Source organism: Yersinia pekkanenii (genome assembly GCF_001152565.1).
Classification (GTDB): domain Bacteria; phylum Pseudomonadota; class Gammaproteobacteria; order Enterobacterales; family Enterobacteriaceae; genus Yersinia; species Yersinia pekkanenii.
This window is the reverse complement of record NZ_CQAZ01000010.1, coordinates 49,867-70,045: the sequence shown is the minus strand read 5'-3', so window position 1 is coordinate 70,045 and position 20,179 is coordinate 49,867. Positions and strand designations below refer to the sequence as shown.

Sequence of the window (20,179 nt, the reverse complement as noted above, 5' to 3'; positions counted from 1 at the left end):
AAACTCGCAGCATGGAAACGAATATAAGATCAAAGAGAACACCTCTTATCTGTAAGTGTTCTCTTATCAAACAACAAGGTATCAGCCTTATTGAACTGTTGTTGGTCATTGTTCTGGTCGGTTGTATGGCTGTATGGGCAGCACCAAATTGGCATCATTATCGCCAACGGGAAAGGCTGGCTGATAGTGCACGTCAATTACTGGGCTTCTTAACTCACTTACAAGCGCAGACTAATCGCAATAACCGCACCGCATTATTATGGGCGCAACCGCACGGGCAAGGGTGTTTAGGCAGCGGAGATAAGCCGGTAGCCCCTTGTTCGGCACAAACAGGTACCGTGTTTATTCCCCCTTATTCTGATATTGCTATCTCAATTTCGATGCAAAAAGAAATCGGTTTCTATGGGGTGAGAAATACGGCACAAGCAGGCAACATCCTACTCAGTAATCCGGCGGGGCGAATACACCTGGTTATCTCTGGCCGAGGGCGGATGAGGTTGTGTAGCGAGGGGCAATCACTTTCCGGTATTCATTTATGTTAATAGTCGTCGGAACAGGTAAAACGCCAGCTACGGGTTTTTCTCTGCCAGAAGTGATGCTGGCATTGAGTATTGGCAGTTTGATCGTGTTGAGTGCCACTCAGGTTTTTCCCAAATTACTCAAGCAGGTATCGATATTACAACAACACTATCGTCTGGAATTGGTCATGAGGCAGGTGATGGCTGTATTGGAAAAGGATCTACAAAGAGCAGGTTTTTGCCATGGAGAGTGTCAGGGCAAGGCTGTGACCACCGGTAATTATCAGCGAGAAACTGCGGATTCTTGTTTGATCGTGGCTTATGACCTCAATCGTAATGGCCGATGGGAGGGCGCGAAACATCAAGAGTCTGAGTATTTTGGTTACCGTCTGCGTAATAAAGCATTGGAAGGGCAACGCGGTGAATTGAATTGTGATGGCAAGGGGTGGGAAAGATTATTTGACCCACAAGATGTGACCGTAACGCATTTTTCAGTCAAATATGTATCCTGGCAAACATCAGACAAGTTTTTCAGCATTCGCTTGGTAGGGCAAAAAACAGGTAACCCTGCTATTAGTCATCAGATAACGAATATCGTGCGTGGTAATAATTTGTGAGTCAGCAACAGCAGCGTGGTAGCAGCTCATTGGTTGTGGTCATGACACTTTTTGCACTCGGTTTGTTCGCGTTGTCGGCCTTGCAACGTCAGTTAGATAATATTCACCAAATTACAATTGAGGAACAGCAGCATTTGCGCGCATACCAGCAGGCAGCTTCATCATTAAATTGGGGGGGCAGCCAGCGTTGGGTACTGACGGAGCCTGGGCAGGCTGGTTCAGCATGGCAGTGTATGGCGCATCAGGAATATGGCTTAACCGCCTGTATTAAACCGTCATCTTTGGCTGATTCTTTTATCCTTAGAGGGGAGAACCGTCCCGTTGGGCAGAACTCACCTTTGATGCTTTATCAACGGGTCAGAATGGATGCAGTCGCCGGGAGTGAGAACCGCTACCAATTGGCTAAAGTGCCTAACGGTTGGCTGGATTTCTGCCCGGATAAGGATGAACAGTTTTGTATTTATTAATCACCAGAACTCGATACTGGCAACTCGCAGTAAGGCGGGGTATTAAGCGCCACCCGTGTTATCAGTACGGATTTAGCTTACCTGAAGCATTGATTGCGGCGCTATTCTTCTCCGTCTCACTACTGGGTTTGCTGCAATACCATCAGGCCCTTTTGCAGGGGTTTTCATCTCTGTGGCAACGGCGTCAAGCTTGGACACTGCTTCATCAGCATATTGAAAGTGTGGTTGACGGACTACCGGAAAGGCCGCGCCATGCTGAAATGAAACCTGGTTGGCAGTACCGGCAGTCTATTGGTAGAACTGATGGGGAGTGCACTGAATTTAATTTTACTCTCACTATTCAGCAAGACTATAGCGCAGAATTAAGTCGCTGGTTTTGCTATGTGAGAGAGTAAGTATGCAAATATACCCAAGGTAATTGGCGTTGACTCATTATCAAGTTAAAGTATTAAACCTCAGGATTTATCCACAAGTAATAATAAATTGGTTTAATTATTTATGGATATTTTCCACCGTGCCTTAAGGGAGTCATCATGTTCACGGTTTATCATTCTAATCAACTGGATTTACTCAAAGCGCTAACGACTGCGCTGATAGAACGAGAGCCGTTGGATAACCCTTTCCAGCAAGAAGTGGTACTGGTTCAAAGCCCCGGTATGGCCCAATGGTTACAAATGCAACTGGCACAACAATTCAGCATTGCAGCCAATATTGAGTTTCCATTGCCCGCGACCTTTATCTGGGACATGTTTACCCGTGTGTTGCCTGGGATCCCAAAAGAAAGTGCATTCAGCAAAGATGCCATGACATGGAAGCTCATGTGGTTGCTACCGGATTTACTGGATGATCCGGTATTTTCCCCCATGAAACGCTATTTAAGTGACGATAGCGATAAGCGTAAAATTCACCAACTTGCAGCACGGGTTGCTGACCTTTTTGACCAGTATTTGGTGTATCGCCCGGAATGGCTAGCTAGCTGGGAACGGGGGCAATTAATTGATAATCTGGATGAGGCCCAGTTGTGGCAAGCCAAATTATGGGGCGAACTGACACGTTATACTCGCGAGTTGGAACAACCCGAATGGCATCGAGCCAATCTCTATCAGCGTTTTATTCGTACACTACTCGAATCCGATGTTTGCCCAGTCGGGCTACCAAAGCGGGTATTTATTTGCGGTATATCGGCATTACCTCCGATCTATTTACAGGCACTGCAAGCACTGGGTAAGCACATTGATATTCATTTAATGTTTACCAACCCCTGTCGCTACTTCTGGGGCGATATTCAGGACTATGCCTTTCTCGCCAAATTACAAAGCCGCAAACGCAGACATTATCGTGAATCGATTGAAGTGAATCTGTTTCGCCACCCAGAGCAAGCCGAACAGCTATTTAATGCAGAGGGTGAACAAGAACTCAGTAACCCGCTCTTAGCCTCATGGGGTCGGTTAGGGCGGGATCATATGTATTTATTGTCTCAGGTTGATGATATTCAAGAGGTTCATGCCTTTGTCGATATCGAGCCAGATAATCTACTACATGCTATTCAGCACGATATGTTGGAGCTGGAAGACCACGCCATTATTGGCACCACACCGGAAACATTAGCCAGTAGTGATCAAAAACGGTTATTAGATCCCACGGATCGATCTCTAAGCCTGCATGTTTGCCACAGCCCCCAACGGGAAGTTGAGGTCTTACAAGATAACCTGCTGAGATTATTAGCTGCCTCCCCTGAACTTACCCCACGCGACATCATTGTGATGGTGGCAGATATTGACAGCTATACCCCCTATATTCAGGCCACATTTGGTAATGCAACGGGGGAACGTTATTTACCCTTCGCGATTTCAGACCGTAAGGCCAGTCAGGCCCATCCGGCGTTACAGGCTTTTATTACCTTACTGGATTTACCCCAGAGCCGCTTTACTTCTGAACAGGTATTAGCACTACTGGAGGTGCCTGCTTTAGCGAATAAATTTGGTATTACCGAAGATGGATTGCGCCGTTTACGGCAATGGGTTGGGGAATCGGGTATTCGCTGGGGGTTAGATGATGACAATGTGCGGGAGCTATCCTTACCCGCGACAGGCCAGCATACCTGGCATTTCGGTATCACCCGCATGTTACTGGGTTATGCCATGGATAGCAGCGCCGGGGATTGGCAAGGTGTCCTGCCGTATGATGAATCAAGTGGTTTGGCGGCGGTTCTCGCTGGGCAATTAGCTGACATGTTGATGCAACTGAGCCAATGGCGGCAGCAATTAAGTGAGTCCCGAGCGCTTAGCGAATGGTTGCCATTATGCCGCCAATTATTGGATACCTTCTTCGAACCCGATAATGATACGGAAGCGGTTTTGGTACTCATTGAGCAGCAGTGGCAGAAAGTGATCAGTTACGGTATTGCGGCTCAATATCCGGATATCGTACCGCTTAATCTACTGCGGGATGAACTGGCCGCGCGTTTAGACAATGAGCGCATTAGCCAGCGGTTTCTGGCTGGGCCAATCAACTTTTGTACCCTGATGCCTATGCGTTCCATCCCATTTAACGTTGTTTGTTTATTGGGTATGAACGACGGTGTTTATCCACGAACACTTCCGCCGCTGGGATTTGATTTGATGGCAAAACAAGTTCGGCGTGGGGATCGCAGTCGCCGTGACGATGATCGCTATCTGTTCCTTGAAGCATTGCTCTCTGCTCAACAGCAGCTTTATATCAGTTATATCGGGCGCTCGATTCAAGACAACAGTAAACGTTACCCTTCAGTATTGGTCAGTGAACTGATTGAATACATATCACAAAGCTACCATCTACCGGGTGATGAAATGCTCAGCGCTGATGATAGCGCCCAGCGGGTGGTTCAACATTTACTCTGCTTGCATGCACGTATGCCATTTGCGGCGGAAAACTTTATTCAACACAGTGAATTACAGAGCTATGCTGCTGAATGGCTACCCTCTGCTGGAGCCAAAGGACAGGCACACCCAGAGTTTAATCAACCCTTGTCGCCTGAACCCTTACCTGAAATTACTCTGGATGAGTTAATCCGCTTTTATCGTCATCCAGTAAGGGCATTCTTCCAGCTACGTTTAGGGGTTAACTTTGTTATTGAAGAAACAGAATTGCCTGATGAAGAGCCATTTACCTTAGATAACCTTAACCGTTACCAATTTAATACCCAATTACTCAATACGTTGATCGATAACGGTGATATTAATACCGTGTTTACTCGCGCCCGTGCGGCCGGTAGCCTGCCTTATGGATCATTCGGTGAGCTTTACTGGGAAAGCCAACAAGAGGAAATGGTGCCGTTGGCCGAACAAATTCGTACTGAACGTAAAGAACATCATAGCATTGAGCTTAATATTAACTTTGACGATACCCTTCTTACGGGCTGGATTCATCAGGTGCAGGCAGATGGTTTAATTCGCTGGCGTCCTGCGGCATTGACGGCAGTTGATGGGCTTTTATTGTGGATTGAGCATTTGGTGTATTGCGCCGCAGGGGGGGAGGGCGAAAGTCGAATGTATGGCCGTAAAGGAACCGCATGGCGCTACGATTCTTTGGGTTGCGATGAAGCTCGACAATACTTGCAGCAGTTAATCACCGGGTATCAGCAAGGGATGTGTGAACCGCTGCTGCTGTTGAGTAAAAGTGGTTGGGCATGGCTAAGCCAGTGCTTTGATCGCGAATCTGACCAGATTTTGTGGGATGACGAAACACAAGCTAAAGCACGGATGAAATTTTTGCAGGTTTGGCAAGGTGATCAACGTGTTGCCGGAGAAGGCGAGGATAACTACGTACAAAGAGTGTTGCGTCTGATGGATAACCAACATCTAGACATGATATTACACGAAACGGAACGTTATTTATTACCGATTGCCCGCCATAATAAGGCGTGAGAGCGGTTTATTATTAAGCTAGGTTTTCGTACATATTCAATACAAGAATGCCGAATACCTATTTTAGCGGCAATTTTAAGAGGTTAAGGGAGAAACGGAATGCATAAACAGTTTGCCCGCATCATTGGCATATTTTTATTATTAGGTTTGCTGGCCCCACTGAGCTGGGCCGCAGCACCTGCGTGGCAACCACTGGCAGAAGCTATTCACAAAAGTGAACATGACCTGCGTAAATATCAGGCAATAAAGCTGCCTAACGGCATGACAGTATTATTGGTTTCTGATGCGCAAGCGCCTAAGTCCTTGGCAGCACTGGCGTTGCCTGTCGGTTCACTGGAGGATCCGAATAACCAGCTTGGCTTAGCCCATTATTTGGAACACATGGTCCTGATGGGGTCTAAACGTTTCCCTGAACCCGGCAGTTTCTCCGAGTTTCTGAAGAAACATGGCGGTAGCCATAACGCGAGCACTGCTTCTTATCGAACTGCCTTTTATCTTGAAATTGAAAATGATGCCCTGGCACCGGCAGTTGAGCGCTTGGCCGATGCGATTGCCGAACCACTGTTAGATCCGATTAATGCCGATCGTGAGCGTAATGCGGTTAACGCTGAATTAACCATGGCCCGTTCTCGTGACGGTATGCGCATGGCGCAGGTGAATGCAGAAACCCTCAATCCGGCTCATCCAAGTGCGCGTTTCTCGGGGGGGAATCTGGATACGCTTAAAGATAAGCCTGATGGCAAATTACATGATGAGCTACTGAACTTCTATCATCATTACTATTCAGCCAATCTGATGGTGGGTGTGCTGTATAGCAACCAGTCTTTGGAGCAGTTAGCACAATTAGCGGCTGATACATTTGGTCGAATTCCTAATCGGGATGCAAAAGTACCACCGATTACGGTACCCGCTGTAACAGCGGATCAAACCGGTATCATTATTCACTATGTTCCGGCGCAACCTCGTAAGCAGTTAAAAGTAGAATTCCGCATTGAGAATAACAGTGCAGAGTTTCGTAGCAAAACAGATACCTATATTAGTTATTTGATCGGTAATCGCAGTAAAGATACCTTGTCAGATTGGCTGCAAAAACAGGGGTTGGCAGAGGCAATTAATGCCGGTGCTGACCCAATGGTCGACCGAAATGGTGGTGTGTTCTCCATCTCGGTATCCCTCACCGATAAAGGTTTGGCTAAACGTGATGTGGTTGTGGCGGCTATCTTTGATTACATCAATATGTTGCACAAAGATGGCATTAAAAAGAGCTATTTTGATGAAATTGCACATGTACTGAATCTCGATTTCCGCTATCCCTCTATCACGCGGGATATGGATTATATCGAGTGGTTGGTGGATATGATGCTGCGGGTGCCGGTAACACATGTGCTAGATGCGCCTTATTTGGCCGATCATTATGATCCAAAAGCCATTGCAGCCCGTTTGGCTGAAATGACCCCTGAAAATGCCCGTATCTGGTTTGTCAGCCCTGAAGAACCTCACAACAAAGTGGCCTATTTTGTCGATGCCCCTTATCAGGTCAATAAGATCAGCCCACAAGAGATGAAAGAATGGCAGCAACTGGGGAAAGACATCAGCTTGAGCCTACCGGCGCTTAACCCCTATATTCCGGATAACTTCTCTTTAATCAAAGCAGATAAAAATATTACCCGACCGCAGAAAGTCGCAGAACAGCCGGGATTACGGGTGTTTTATATGCCAAGTCAGTATTTTGCAGAGGAACCGAAAGCCGATATCTCGGTTGCTTTCCGTAACCCGCATGCATTGGATACTGCCCGTCATCAGGTTCTTTTTGCTCTGACTGATTATCTGGCAGGTCTGTCACTCGACGAATTGAGTTATCAGGCTTCTATTGGCGGGATTAGCTTCTCTACCGCGCCAAACAACGGGTTATATGTCAGTGCAAATGGCTTCACACAGCGGATGCCGCAGTTGCTAAGTTCTCTGGTTGAAGGTTACTCCGGTTTCACGCCAACAGAAGATCAATTGATACAGGCCAAGTCTTGGTATCGTGAACAACTGGAAGTTGCCGAGAAGGGTAAAGCTTATGAACTGGCAATTCAGCCAGCTAAGCTGCTATCCCATGTCCCTTATTCAGAACGCAGCGAACGACGCGAATTGCTCGATACGATTAGCGTGCAAGATATCGTGACCTATCGCGATAACTTACTCAAACAATCTGCCGTCGAAGTGTTGGCTGTCGGTAACATGACAGCCCAACAAGTTACCTCATTGGCTGAATCGTTGAAAAAACAATTGAGTTTGACCGGTACTACTTGGTGGACCGGCGAAGATGTGGTGGTTGATAAGACTCAGTTAGCCAACATGGAGCGGCTCAGTAGTAGCTCAGATGCGGCACTGGCGGCGGTCTATGTTCCTACCGGTTATACAGAAATTGATGGTATGGCGCACAGTGCTTTGCTGGGGCAAATTGTTCAACCGTGGTTCTATGATAAATTGCGGACGGAAGAACAGCTCGGCTATGCGGTATTTGCCTTCCCGATGTCGGTTGGGCGTCAGTGGGGCTTAGGCTTCTTACTGCAAAGTAACAGTAAACAGCCTGATTATCTTTATCAGCGATATCTTGCCTTCTATCCACAGGCTGAAAAGCGCCTGCGTGAAATGAAGTCGGCTGATTTTGAACAATATAAACAAGGGTTAATCAACCAATTACTGCAACGGCCACAAACACTGGATGAAGAGGCCAGCCGTTACAGCAATGATTTCAATCGTAATAATTTTGCGTTTGATAGCCGTGAGAAAATGATTACTCAGGTGAAGTTGCTGACTAACACCGCATTGGCCAATTTCTTCCAACAAGCGGTGATTAAACCACAAGGTTTGGCGCTGCTTTCTCAGGTTAAAGGCCAGGGGCAAACAACAGGTGGGTATGCGGTTCTTAAAGGATGGACCACGTATCCAACAACTTCTGCCTTACAGGCTACCTTGCCGCAGAAGGTATTGGCTCCATGACACCAATGACTCCCCAGCGGTTGGAGCCGCTGACGTTACCCCTCTATGGCGAGAGGTTGATTGAAGCCTCCGCCGGTACCGGTAAAACGTTTACCATCGGGGTTCTTTATCTGAGATTACTGCTTGGCTTGGGCGGGGAGGCTGCGTTTAGTCGCCCCCTGATGGTAGAGGAAATCCTTGTGGTGACCTTTACCGAGGCAGCAACCGAAGAGTTAAGAGGGCGAATTCGCGACAATATTCATGGGTTGCGTATCGCTTGCGTGCGGGGAGTCAGCAATGATCCAATGCATAAGGCTCTATTAGCCGAAATCATTGATCTGAAAGAGGCCGCAGCACAGCTTTTAGCCGCTGAACGGCAGATGGATGAAGCGGCAATTTATACCATTCACGGTTTTTGTCAGAGAATGCTGGCTAATAATGCTTTTGAATCTGGCATCTTATTCGAGCAAACATTAGTGCAGGATGAACTGCCATTGCGTCGGCAAGCTTGCGCTGATTTCTGGCGGCGTCATTGTTATCCGCTCCCGTTAGCGGTTGCACGGGCTATCAGCCAAGAATGGAGTGGGCCTGAAGCGTTGCTCAAAGACCTTTCTGCTTATTTGCAAGGTGAAACCCCCAAATTTCGCCAGACTCCCGGTGATGATGAAACAATACTCAGTCGCCATCAGCAGATAATCGTGCAAATTGACGCGGTCAAAGCGCAATGGCGTGCGGCAGCGCCTGAGTTAGAGGACTTAATCAGTAGGTCTGGTGTTGATAAACGCAGCTACAGTACCCGCTATTTACCTAATTGGCTGGAAAAAGTTGGTATATGGGCAGAGCAGGAAACGGGTGATTATCAGTTACCCAAAGAACTAGAAAAGTTTCGCCAGTCGGTATTATTTGAAAAGACTAAAAAGGGTGTGGCACCACAACATGCTCTGTTCAGTGCGATAGACCGCATATTCGAGCAACCTTTGACGCTAAGAGATCTGATTTTAGCCCGAGCGATTAGCGAGATACGAACTTCCGTTCAGCAGGAAAAACGGCAACGGGCGGAGTTGGGGTTTGATGACCTGCTCAGCAAACTGGATGCGGCGTTACAGCAACCGGGTGGTGAGCTGTTGGCTAAATCTATTCGCACCCGTTATCCCGTAGCAATGATTGATGAGTTTCAGGATACCGACCCGCAGCAATACCGTATTTTCCACGCGCTTTATGGCGGACAAGGAGAGTGCGGCCTGTTACTGATTGGTGACCCCAAACAGGCTATTTATGCTTTCCGTGGTGCGGATATTTTTACCTATATCCGTGCGCGTTCAGAAGTAAGTGCCCACTACACATTAGAGACAAACTGGCGCTCCTCTTTCCCGATGGTGCAATCAGTGAACCGACTCTTTAATTTGGTTGAAGTCCCTTTCCTGTTTGAACAGATCCCCTTTATAAATGTGGCTGCTGCTGAGAAAAATAGCTGTCTATCTTTTGAAATTAATGGGAAGAAACAACCCGCTATATCCTTTTGGTTACAACCGGGGGATGGTGTTGGGGTTAGTGAATACCAACAGTTGATGGCTCGACAGTGTGCCGCCCAAATACGGGACTGGTTAACTGCCGGTCAGAATGGATTGGCTCAATTAGTGACCGCGACAGGCTCCAGACCCGTTCAGGCATCTGATATCACCATACTGGTACGCAGCCGCGCAGAGGCCGCATTAGTGCGTGATGCTCTTAGTGCATTGGCCATTCCGTCGGTTTATCTATCCAATCGTGACAGCGTGTTTGATACCGCAGAAGCCAAAGATCTGCTGTGGTTATTGCAGGCAGTTCTGGCTCCGGAGCAGGAGCGAGCATTGCGCAGTGCTATGGCCACAGGGATGCTAGGGCTGGATGCAAAAATGTTGGATGAGCTGAATCACGATGAGCGCGCGTGGGATGTTCTGGTCGATGAATTCGATGGCTATCGCCAACATTGGCAGCGCCGTGGCGTGCTCCCTATGCTGCGGGAGATAATGGCTCACCGCCATTTAGCGGAAAATCTGCTGGCGACACCGGGTGGAGAACGTCGGCTGACCGATGTGCTGCATTTGGGGGAGCTATTGCAAGAGGCTGCGTCACAACTCGATAGTGAGCACGCACTAATCCGCTGGTTGGCACAACAAATAGCCCAGCCAAATCATCAGTCAGATAACCAACAATTGCGTTTGGAAAGTGATCGCCATCTGGTACAGGTTATTACCATCCATAAGTCGAAAGGGCTGGAATATCCGTTGGTTTGGCTACCTTTTGTGGGCAATTTTCGCCAGCAGCAGGACGTGCTGTACCACGATCGCCACAGCTTTGAGGCATTGCTTGATCTGAATGCCGATGAAGAGAGTCAGGCTTTGGCAGAAGAAGAGCGGCTGGCGGAGGACTTACGGTTACTTTACGTTGCGCTGACCCGTGCGGTTTATCATTGCAGCATTGGTATCGCGCCGCTGATTAAAGGCGGGCGGAAAAAACAGGGCGAAAGTGACATGCATCACAGCGCGTTAGGCTATCTGGTGCAACAGGGCCACGCTGGAGATGCACAATATCTGGCCGACAAATTAGCAGAATTAATGGCATCAGCGGACGGTGATATTGCTGTTTCACTGGCACTTCGCCCCGATGATACACCTTGGCAGCCGCAGTCGGAAATCTTGCCAGAGCTTGCTGCGCGTCAGTTTAACCGACAAATACACGATTATTGGCGTGTTACCAGCTACTCCGGCCTACAACAGCATGGTTCTGCTAAAGGCGGCATCCCGCAGGTTTTGAATGTGCCTCTACAGGAGTTATTGCCACGGCTGGACACAGATGCTGTCGGTGAGCAGGCATTAATAACGGATGCTGATTTAACCCCCCATACTTTCCCTCGTGGCGCGGCACCGGGTACTTTCCTACATGATCTACTTGAACCTTTGGATTTTAGCCAAGCCATCGAACCGGATTGGCTGACAGAACAATTACAACAACAGGGTTTTGGTGAGCAATGGTCGCCAATGTTGTATCAGTGGCTAAATGATATTGTACAGGTCCCCCTTAATGAGGCGGGTGCCACCCTGGCGGGGTTGAAGCCAGAGAGCAAGCAGGCGGAATTACAATTTTATCTGCCCATCGATACCCTGCTACGTGCAGGCGAATTAGATACCTTAATCAAGCACTATGATCCGCTCTCTCGTCAATGTCCGGTACTGGATTTTCAGCAAGTCAGAGGGATGCTTAAGGGGTTTATCGACGTGGTTTTCTGCTGGCAGGGTAAGTATTATTTATTGGATTACAAATCTAACTGGCTGGGTGAAGACAGTAGCGCCTACACCTACGATGCGATGGCTCAAGCCATGGCTGAACACCGCTATGATCTGCAATATCAGCTTTATACTTTGGCATTGCACCGCTACTTACGTCATCGGTTGGGTAATTATGACTATCAACGTGATTTTGGCGGTGTCATTTATCTCTTCTTGCGTGGTGTTGATAAACGACATGCGGGTAATGGCATCTTTAGCTGCCGCCCTGAGTTTGGCTTGATTGAAGGGATGGACCATTTATTCAGTGGCCATGGAACAGACCCGCGTCCTAATGACAACAGCGGCGTTGCCCACACAGATGAAGGTTCATCAATATGATGGCGCTACTGGATCAAGCTGTCCGTGACCACTTACTACGCCCACTGGATGTTCAGTTCTCACGCATGATAGCCGGCGATGATGCCCCAATGCTGCAATTGGCTGCAGTTATTCTCAGCGCAGAAGCGGGGGCCGGGCATGTATGCCTGCCATTAAGCTATTTGCAGCCAGATCAGTTGTTTGGCGGGCGGCAACCGGGTTTATCTCAAGCACTGTGGCAAGCTGCTGGTGCTCCTGACCTGTCGCGTTGGATACAGGCGTTAAATAACGCTCCGGCAGTCAGTGATGGCTCACAACCAACTCCGTTGGTTTTACAAAATGAACGTTTATACCTGCAACGGATGTGGCAATACGAAGGGGATGTGGTCAGGTTTATTGCCAGTGACAATACGGCTTCATTTGTTAATGAAACCAGAGAGGTAAACGAAACCTTATTAAGAGAAACACTGGATCGCCTTTTTGGTCTGGCCGGTACTGAAGTTGACTGGCAGAAAATGGCCGCAGCCGTTGCTGCTACCCGCCGTATCTCAGTGATTTCCGGTGGGCCGGGTACGGGGAAAACGACCACCGTGGCAAAGTTATTAACCGCGCTGATACAGCTTAGCCAAGGGCAGCGTCTACGTATCCAGCTTGCCGCGCCAACCGGCAAGGCCGCCGCACGGTTGACCGAGTCACTGAGTAACGCAATTCGGCAGATCTCACTGACTGATGCTGAGCGCACGTTATTCCCCGATCAGGCGTCCACTTTGCACCGTTTACTGGGGGCTCAACCGAACAGCCAGCGCTTGCGTTATCATCGCGGCAATCCACTAAACCTTGATGTACTGGTAGTCGATGAAGCGTCTATGGTGGATTTACCCATGATGGCGCGGTTAATTGCAGCATTGCCCACCAAAGCGCAGGTTATTTTTCTCGGCGATCGTGACCAACTGGCTTCAGTTGAGGCTGGTGCGGTATTAGGCGATATTTGCCGTTTTGCTGAATTGGGTTACAGCGAACCCCGTGCTGAGCAGTTAGCGCGGCTAACCGGATACTCATTGACCGGTAATATACCTATTGGTGAAGTGCCCACGGACAAGGTCAATGTTCGCGATAGTTTGTGTTTGTTGCGTAAGAGCTATCGTTTTGATGAAAAATCTGGCATTGGGCAACTCGCTTTGGCGGTTAATGCGGGGAGGTATCGGGATGCATTATCAGTATTAAACGGTGCATATTCAGATGTTGAACATTTCTCTCTGGCCGATTCGGATGATTATCAGGTGCTGCTGGAAGAGTGTGCTTCTGGCTATCAGCATTATCTCCAATTGGCAGTAACAGGGGCAGATGCCGGTGATGTACTGGCGGCCTTTGGCCGTTATCAACTGCTGTGTGCACTGCGAACCGGGCCATTTGGTGTCAGTGGGCTAAATGAGCGAATTGAGCAGCTTTTACATCGTAAAAGGTTGATTGAACGTACGCCGGGGCCATCTGGCCGCTGGTATGTCGGTCGGCCGGTGATGATTGGGCTTAATGACAGCGCTCTTGGCCTGTTCAATGGTGATATTGGTATCGCTTTATATGATGCTGAGAGGGAGCTACGGGTACATTTTCAGTTGCCAGATGGCAATATAAAATCGGTGCAACCTAGCCGTCTTCCCAGTCATGAAACTGCTTATGCTATGACGGTCCATAAATCTCAAGGGTCGGAGTTTGAACATACGGCATTTGTCTTACCTAATACCGCTATGCCGGTGTTAACCCGTGAATTGGTCTATACCGCAATAACCCGCGCCCGCCAGCGCTTAACACTGTATTGCAGCGATGCGGTATTGAGTCATGCGATACGGACACCGACACGTCGTCTCAGTGGATTAGTGGATCGTTTGAATGCGTTAAATTAAAGAAAACTCAAGGGGCAAAGGCCCCCTGATGGAATGCCTGGTCGCAACGCTATAACCTATGTTGCTACAGAATTGGGTTTAGTCAACCGAGCTGCTACAGGTCAGCCAACATAATCTTTGAGCGTCGCTGATAGTTATATAACTCTTGTTTCTGAATCGGTAAAACTTCAACTTCTGCCGGAGTAAAACCGCGCTCCTGGAACCAGTGAATACTGCGAGTGGTTAAGACAAATAGCTTTTTAAGGCCCATTTGTCGTGCCTGATTGGTCACTCGCTGTAAAAGCATTTCACCACGGGAAGAGCTGCGATAATCCGGATGTACCGCGACACAGGCCATTTCACCTATTTGTTCCTCAGGAAATGGATAAAGTGCGGCGCAAGCAATAGTTAGATTATCCCGTTCAATAATGGTGAATTTATCTATTTCCATTTCAAGCTGTTCACGTGAGCGGCGCACCAGAATGCCTTGCTGTTCCAGTGGGCGAATCAGCTCTAGTATGCCGCCAATATCATTGATGGTGGCGCGGCGTACCTGTTCTGCGCTTTCCATAACAATCTGGGTACCGATACCATCACGTGAGAACAGCTCTTGCACCAATGCACCATCTTCCTGATAGCTGAGTAAATGGCTGCGACGCACGCCGCTGCGGCACGCTTTCACCGCTCCACGTAGAAAACGCACAGTACCCGAGTTGTAATCGCCTTCTTGCTCTAAATCCTCGATCCGTTTTTGAGCATCATTGGGGAACAACTCTGAAATAATATTACCTTCGTTGTCTGTCACCCCTTGGGATGAGCAGAAACCGATCATCTTTTCAGCCTTCAGTTTGATAGCTAACTGTGTGGCAACTTCTTCTGACGTGAGATTAAAGCTCTCACCGGTCACTGACACCGCCACCGGCCCCAGTAACACGATAGCGCCATTATCTAATTGACGATGAATAGCCTCTTCATCGATCCGCCGAATACGCCCGCTATGGCAATAGTCCACACCATCATCAACCCCCAGCGGTTGAGCAATAATGAAGTTACCGCTGACCACATTGATATGCGCGCCTTGTAGCGGAGTATTATTCAGACTCATTGATAATCTTGCAGTGATATCCAACTGCAATAAGCCAGCCGCTTGTTTAACCATTTCCAGAGTCCGAGCATCGGTTACCCTGGTATGCTTGTGATAAATAGGTTCGTAGTTATGCTGCGCCAGATTGTTGTCGATTTGTGGACGTGCGCCGTATACCACGACCAGCCTGATCCCCAGACTATGCAATAAGCCGATATCGTTGACGATGCTAGCGAAGTTTTCATGCTCAATCGCCTCGCCACCCAACATGACAACGAATGTCTTGCCACGGTGCGCATTGATATAGGGAACTGAGTGGCGAAATCCCTGGACCAGTTCAGTACTACGTTCCTTCACGGCAGACCCTCTTTGAATTTTTATTCGGTATTTTTGTATTTTTATTCTTTTTTTACCAAGATGGCAAGCAACAAATTGCTATCAAATGCATATGTATGACACATAAGTATTAATAAATTGAATAACATAAAAATGTTTTTCTGGTGACAGCGTAGGATTGATTCGTTAAAGTTTTTCCTCATAACTTTTTTGTTTGTTTTTATTCATTTTTTGGCAGTTACTTTGGAGTTATATGGCAGATTCAAATCATAATTCTGGGCGTCGTCGTCTCTTGCAAGGTGCTGCGAGCGCCTGGATGCTGAGTGTTAGCCGGGTTGGATTTGCTGCTTCCTCACATATCATCGCGGTCCGGGTCTGGCCCTCTTCAACTTATACGCGGGTGACACTAGAATCCAATACTCCGTTGAAGTATCGCCAGTTCGCGCTGACGGATCCTGATCGTATTGTGGTTGATATTGAAGGCGTGCATTTAAATAGTGTACTGAAAGAGATCAGTAATCAGGTTCAGTCCGGTGATCCTTACCTGAAACAGGCGCGAGTAGGGCAGTTTGATAAAAATACCGTCCGTCTGGTCTTGGAATTAAAACAAAGCATCAGCCCACAGCTATTTGCGCTAAAACCCTTTGCTGAATTTCGTAACCGTTTGGTGGTGGACTTGTATCCTGCCCAAGGCGGTACTTCGGCTGAAGACGATCCATTGTTGGCATTACTGGAAGATTATAATAAAGGCAACGTGGAGCGTAATTTACCAACAGAGACACCAAAAGCAGGTAAAGCAGGGCGGGATAGGCCGATAGTTATCATGTTAGATCCCGGACATGGTGGGGAAGACCCTGGGGCCATTGGTAGAAATAAAACCCGCGAGAAAGATATTGTGCTGCAAATTGCTCGCCGACTGCGGGCGTTGATTCAGAAAGAAGCCAATATGCGGGTGTTTATGACCCGTAATGAAGATGTTTTCATCCCACTGAAAGTGCGGGTGGCAAAAGCCCGCAAACTTCATGCAGATTTATTTATTTCGATTCATGCCGATGCATTTACCAGTCCGGCAGCCAGGGGGTCTTCGGTTTTTGCGTTGTCGACCAAAGGGGCAACCAGTACTGCGGCACGTTTTCTGGCTCAAACACAGAATGAAGCGGACCTGATTGGTGGTGTCAGCAAGAGCGGCGATCGCTATCTGGACCATACCATGATTGATTTACTGCAAACGGCGACCATCAATGACAGTCTGAAGTTTGGTAAAGAAGTACTGAACCGTATGGGGAAAATTAATAAGCTACACAAAAATCGTGTGGATCAGGCCGGCTTTGCTGTATTGAAAGCACCTGATATTCCGTCAATTTTGGTTGAAACGGCTTTTATCAGCAATCTGGAAGAAGAGCGAAAATTGCGTACCAGTCGTTTTCAACAACAAGTCGCTGAATCTATTTTTGCCGGTATCAAAGCTTATTTTGCCAATGGTGGGGCGATGGCGCGGCTCTAACGTAGATGGGGGGGATTAATTTGTAGTAAGGGCGGGAGATAGCTCTTGCTCAAGGGGCGGTCATTCATTGCAAGCCAGAAACAAAAAAACACCCTTGAGGGTGTCTGATGTTGATATAAAATGATTAAGAATTGGTTGCGGGGGCCGGATTTGAACCGACGACCTTCGGGTTATGAGCCCGACGAGCTACCAGACTGCTCCACCCCGCGTCCGTCTTAATACTTTTCTATCTTAATGCTACTTTTTATCACTTAATAGTGTAATTGGTTGCGGGGGCCGGATTTGAACCGACGACCTTCGGGTTATGAGCCCGACGAGCTACCAGGCTGCTCCACCCCGCGTCCGTCACTACACTTTATCTTTAACTACATACTTCGAGCCGCTATTGTACTCAATTCATCTTAACTTTCAAGACTATCGGACGACATTTGATACTGCTGGTAATCAGTATCGGTTGGTTGCGGGGGCCGGATTTGAACCGACGACCTTCGGGTTATGAGCCCGACGAGCTACCAGGCTGCTCCACCCCGCGTCCGATTGAGCGCACTATACTCTGGATGAGATCTGTTGCAAGTAGTTTTACCACTTAATTAGGGTAAATAGAGTTATTCGATTAATTTATCAACTATCTGTTTCCTTTTTCCCCATAATGGCATCAGGGGATTTTTTTCCGCCTGCTGATTCCTTTATCTATAGGTGTTTGTTATCGTTCGCCGGTAGATAAAATGAGTAAGAGAAGGCGTGAAATGACAAGTCGTTGGGGCAAATACCTACTAAGTGGAATAATGATTGCTGTTCTGGCAGGTTGCCAATCGCGGCCAACTGATCGTGGGCAACAGTATAAGGATGGGCGTCTGGAGCATCCACTGGAGTTGGTGAATGAACCACACGCAACAGGTAAGCCAGTCAACGCAAAAGATTATTCTGATCAGGTGAAAGTGATTAACCAATCTTCACCGGGTCTGTATAACCGCAACAGCAGCACCTTTAATGCGGTTGAAAACTGGATGTTAGCTGGGGCAGATACCAGTAAGTTAAGTCTGTTTGGTTTGAATGCTTACCAGATGGAAGGGGTGGATAATTTCGGTAATGTGCAATTTACCGGTTACTACACCCCGGTACTTCAGGCTCGCTATACGCCACAAGGTGAATTCCGCCATCCACTTTATCGTATGCCAGCTAAAGGCAAACGCCGTTTACCTGATCGTGCCGCTATTTATTCTGGCGCTTTGGATGACCGTAACTTAATTATTGCTTACACCAATTCGTTGGTGGATAACTTTATGATGGAAGTGCAAGGCAGTGGCTATGTTGATTATGGTGATGGCCGGCCGCTGACCTTCTTTGGTTATGCCGGCAAAAATGGTCATGCCTATCGCAGTATCGGTAAAGTGTTGATTGATCGTGGTGAAGTGGCGAAAGCTGATATGTCAATGCAGGCCATCCGCCACTGGGCTGAAACTCATAGTGAAGCTGAAGTCAGAGAGCTTTTGGAGCAGAACCCGTCCTTTGTCTTCTTCAAGCCGGAAATGTACGCGCCAGTGAAAGGAGCCAGTGCGGTTCCATTGATAGCTAAAGCGTCGGTTGCGTCTGATCGTTCATTGATCCCACCGGGTACCACGTTATTGGCCGAAGTGCCTTTGCTGGATAATCAGGGGAAATTTACCGGTCAATATCAGATGCGCCTGATGGTGTCATTGGATGTCGGTGGTGCTATTAAAGGTCAGCACTTTGATATCTATCAGGGGATTGGCCATGAAGCAGGGCAAGCTGCCGGGTTCTACAACCATTATGGTCGAGTTTGGGTGTTGAAAAACGCCCAAAGCAACGGGCCATTGTTTACGGCTTATCAAGGTGGTGCTAAAACCGCACCAACGGGTAATGGATCATCGCTACTGGTGAGTAATCAGGGCCAGTAAATCCCCTTCTTACATTAAAGCCATCTCTTATTTCTAACTCATTAAGGTAACAAGATTATGGACACTGCCTTTTCCGCCGCTTACCAACAGCGTTTTGGTGGTATTGCGCGCCTATATGGGCAGCAGGCACTGACGCTTTTCTCACAGGCTCATGTTGGTGTGATAGGCATTGGCGGTGTGGGTTCGTGGGCGGCGGAAGCACTGGCTCGCACCGGTATTGGCGCGATCACATTGATTGATATGGATGATGTTTGTGTCACCAATACCAATCGTCAGATCCATGCTTTGCGGCACAATGTTGGGCAGGCTAAAACAGAAGTGATGGCGGAACGTATTCTGGCAATCAATCCTGAATGCCGTGTGACTTGTATTGATGATTTCATTACCGCAGATAATGTTGCGGAGCTTTTAAATAATAATTTCAGCTATGTCATTGATGCTATAGACAGTGTCCGCCCGAAAGCTGCGCTGTTGTCCTATTGTCGTCGTTACAAAATCCCAGTGGTGACGACGGGTGGTGCGGGGGGGCAAATTGATCCAACGCGTATTACGGTGGTTGATTTGGCGAAAACTATTCAGGACCCGCTGGCGGCCAAGTTGCGTGAAAGGCTGAAAAATGATTTTAACGTGGTGAAGAACAGTAAAGGTAAACTGGGGATCGATTGCGTTTTTTCCAGCGAACCATTGGTTTATCCACAGGCCGATGGTTCGGTGTGTGCATCTCGCAGTACCGCTGAAGGGCCGAAAAGAATGGACTGCACTTCAGGCTTTGGTTCCGCAACTATGGTCACCGCCACATTTGGCTTTGTTGCGGTGTCCCATGCATTGAAAAAAATGATGGCGAAAGCAGCCCGCCAGGAGAAGTAACCCTTAATCTACATATTGGGCGGCAATTGCCTGTACCCCCAGCGCCAAAGCCTGTAAACCGTTGGCGCGTGAGGTACTGAGTTGTTGTCGTAACCCTAACTGATCAAACAGCGCTAATGGATCTGCTGCCAATACCTGCTGTGGGGTTTTACCTTCTACGGCGGTCAAAATCACTGCCAGTAATCCGCGTACAATCCGGCCCTCACTGTCGCCATAGAAATGTAAACTGCCATCCGGTAGACGCTGATGCCCAAGCCACACTCGGTTTTCACAACCGGTCAACTCCAGTTCATTCTGCTTTAATGGCACCGGTAACGGCGGGAGTTGCTTAGCCAGCAAAATCAACTGGCGGTAGCGATCCTCCCACTGTTTATGAGTACTGAATATCTCTAACAGGTTAGCGGCAGTAATGTCGTGACCAAAAGGATGTGGAGCAATCATCATATTCTCATATTATTACAGATAGCTATTTATTGAGATTATCAT

At 48.0% G+C, this 20,179-nt stretch carries 13 protein-coding genes and 3 tRNA genes; 11 read left to right on the top strand and 5 right to left on the bottom strand.

The window, feature by feature from the left end; all coding sequences use genetic code 11:
- Positions 1 to 11 precede the first annotated feature (11 nt).
- The 8 genes from AEP37_RS06910 to recD all read left to right on the top strand — a co-directional run bounded on the left by AEP37_RS06910 (position 12) and on the right by recD (position 14,004).
- A complete protein-coding gene (locus AEP37_RS06910; RefSeq protein ID WP_049611797.1) occupies positions 12 to 542 on the top strand; it encodes a prepilin peptidase-dependent protein in 531 nt (176 codons plus the stop codon).
- The gene (locus AEP37_RS06905; protein WP_049611796.1) at positions 536 to 1,135 is read left to right on the top strand and encodes a prepilin peptidase-dependent protein; all 600 of its coding nucleotides are present in this window, start codon (positions 536 to 538) and stop codon (positions 1,133 to 1,135) included. The genes AEP37_RS06910 and AEP37_RS06905 overlap by 7 nt, the downstream gene beginning before the upstream one ends.
- Entirely contained in the window at positions 1,132 to 1,602 is a 471-nt protein-coding gene (locus AEP37_RS06900) for a YgdB family protein (RefSeq protein ID WP_049611795.1), read from the top strand. Before AEP37_RS06905 ends, AEP37_RS06900 begins: the two co-directional genes overlap by 4 nt.
- Positions 1,603 to 1,643: 41 nt before the next feature.
- Positions 1,644 to 1,997 (top strand): prepilin-type N-terminal cleavage/methylation domain-containing protein, encoded by a 354-nt coding sequence (locus AEP37_RS06895; protein ID WP_049611882.1) that lies wholly within the window; start codon positions 1,644 to 1,646, stop codon positions 1,995 to 1,997.
- Positions 1,998 to 2,135: 138 nt separating this feature from the next.
- Positions 2,136 to 5,507 (top strand): exodeoxyribonuclease V subunit gamma, encoded by a 3,372-nt coding sequence (recC, locus tag AEP37_RS06890; RefSeq protein ID WP_049611794.1) that lies wholly within the window; start codon positions 2,136 to 2,138, stop codon positions 5,505 to 5,507.
- Positions 5,508 to 5,606: 99 nt separating this feature from the next.
- On the top strand, positions 5,607 to 8,498 hold the full coding sequence (gene ptrA / locus AEP37_RS06885; RefSeq protein ID WP_049611792.1) for a pitrilysin: 2,892 nt from the start codon (positions 5,607 to 5,609) through the stop codon (positions 8,496 to 8,498).
- Entirely contained in the window at positions 8,495 to 12,124 is a 3,630-nt protein-coding gene (gene recB, locus AEP37_RS06880; protein ID WP_049611791.1) for an exodeoxyribonuclease V subunit beta, read from the top strand. The genes ptrA and recB overlap by 4 nt, the downstream gene beginning before the upstream one ends.
- A complete protein-coding gene (gene recD / locus AEP37_RS06875; protein ID WP_049611789.1) occupies positions 12,121 to 14,004 on the top strand; it encodes an exodeoxyribonuclease V subunit alpha in 1,884 nt (627 codons plus the stop codon). Before recB ends, recD begins: the two co-directional genes overlap by 4 nt.
- A 94-nt stretch (positions 14,005 to 14,098) precedes the next feature.
- Here recD and argA read toward each other — a convergent pair whose 3' ends face one another.
- Positions 14,099 to 15,424 carry an amino-acid N-acetyltransferase gene (gene argA / locus AEP37_RS06870; RefSeq protein WP_049611787.1) on the bottom strand — a complete coding sequence of 442 codons (1,326 nt, stop codon included), beginning with the start codon at positions 15,422 to 15,424 and terminating at the stop codon, positions 14,099 to 14,101.
- Positions 15,425 to 15,656: 232 nt separating this feature from the next.
- Here argA and amiC point away from each other — a divergent pair, with 232 nt between their 5' ends.
- Complete coding sequence (gene amiC / locus AEP37_RS06865) at positions 15,657 to 16,907, top strand: N-acetylmuramoyl-L-alanine amidase AmiC (protein WP_049611785.1); 1,251 nt, start codon at positions 15,657 to 15,659, stop codon at positions 16,905 to 16,907.
- A 132-nt stretch (positions 16,908 to 17,039) separates the two neighbouring features.
- On the opposite strand, the gene AEP37_RS06860 is transcribed toward amiC, so the two are convergent.
- The 3 genes from AEP37_RS06860 to AEP37_RS06850 all read right to left on the bottom strand — a co-directional run bounded on the left by AEP37_RS06860 (position 17,040) and on the right by AEP37_RS06850 (position 17,439).
- Positions 17,040 to 17,116, bottom strand: a tRNA-Met gene (locus tag AEP37_RS06860).
- Between the two features lie 55 nt (positions 17,117 to 17,171).
- Positions 17,172 to 17,248, bottom strand: a tRNA-Met gene (locus AEP37_RS06855).
- A 114-nt stretch (positions 17,249 to 17,362) separates the two neighbouring features.
- Positions 17,363 to 17,439 (bottom strand) — tRNA-Met (locus AEP37_RS06850).
- Between the two features lie 214 nt (positions 17,440 to 17,653).
- Between AEP37_RS06850 and mltA the strand changes: the two genes are divergently transcribed.
- Together mltA and tcdA are read left to right on the top strand one after the other, a co-directional pair.
- Entirely contained in the window at positions 17,654 to 18,826 is a 1,173-nt protein-coding gene (mltA, locus tag AEP37_RS06845) for a murein transglycosylase A (RefSeq protein WP_049611783.1), read from the top strand.
- A gap of 57 nt (positions 18,827 to 18,883) precedes the next feature.
- A complete protein-coding gene (gene tcdA / locus AEP37_RS06840; protein WP_049611780.1) occupies positions 18,884 to 19,693 on the top strand; it encodes a tRNA cyclic N6-threonylcarbamoyladenosine(37) synthase TcdA in 810 nt (269 codons plus the stop codon).
- A 3-nt stretch (positions 19,694 to 19,696) separates the two neighbouring features.
- On the opposite strand, the gene csdE is transcribed toward tcdA, so the two are convergent.
- Entirely contained in the window at positions 19,697 to 20,137 is a 441-nt protein-coding gene (gene csdE, locus AEP37_RS06835) for a cysteine desulfurase sulfur acceptor subunit CsdE (protein WP_049611779.1), read from the bottom strand.
- Positions 20,138 to 20,179 lie beyond the last annotated feature (42 nt).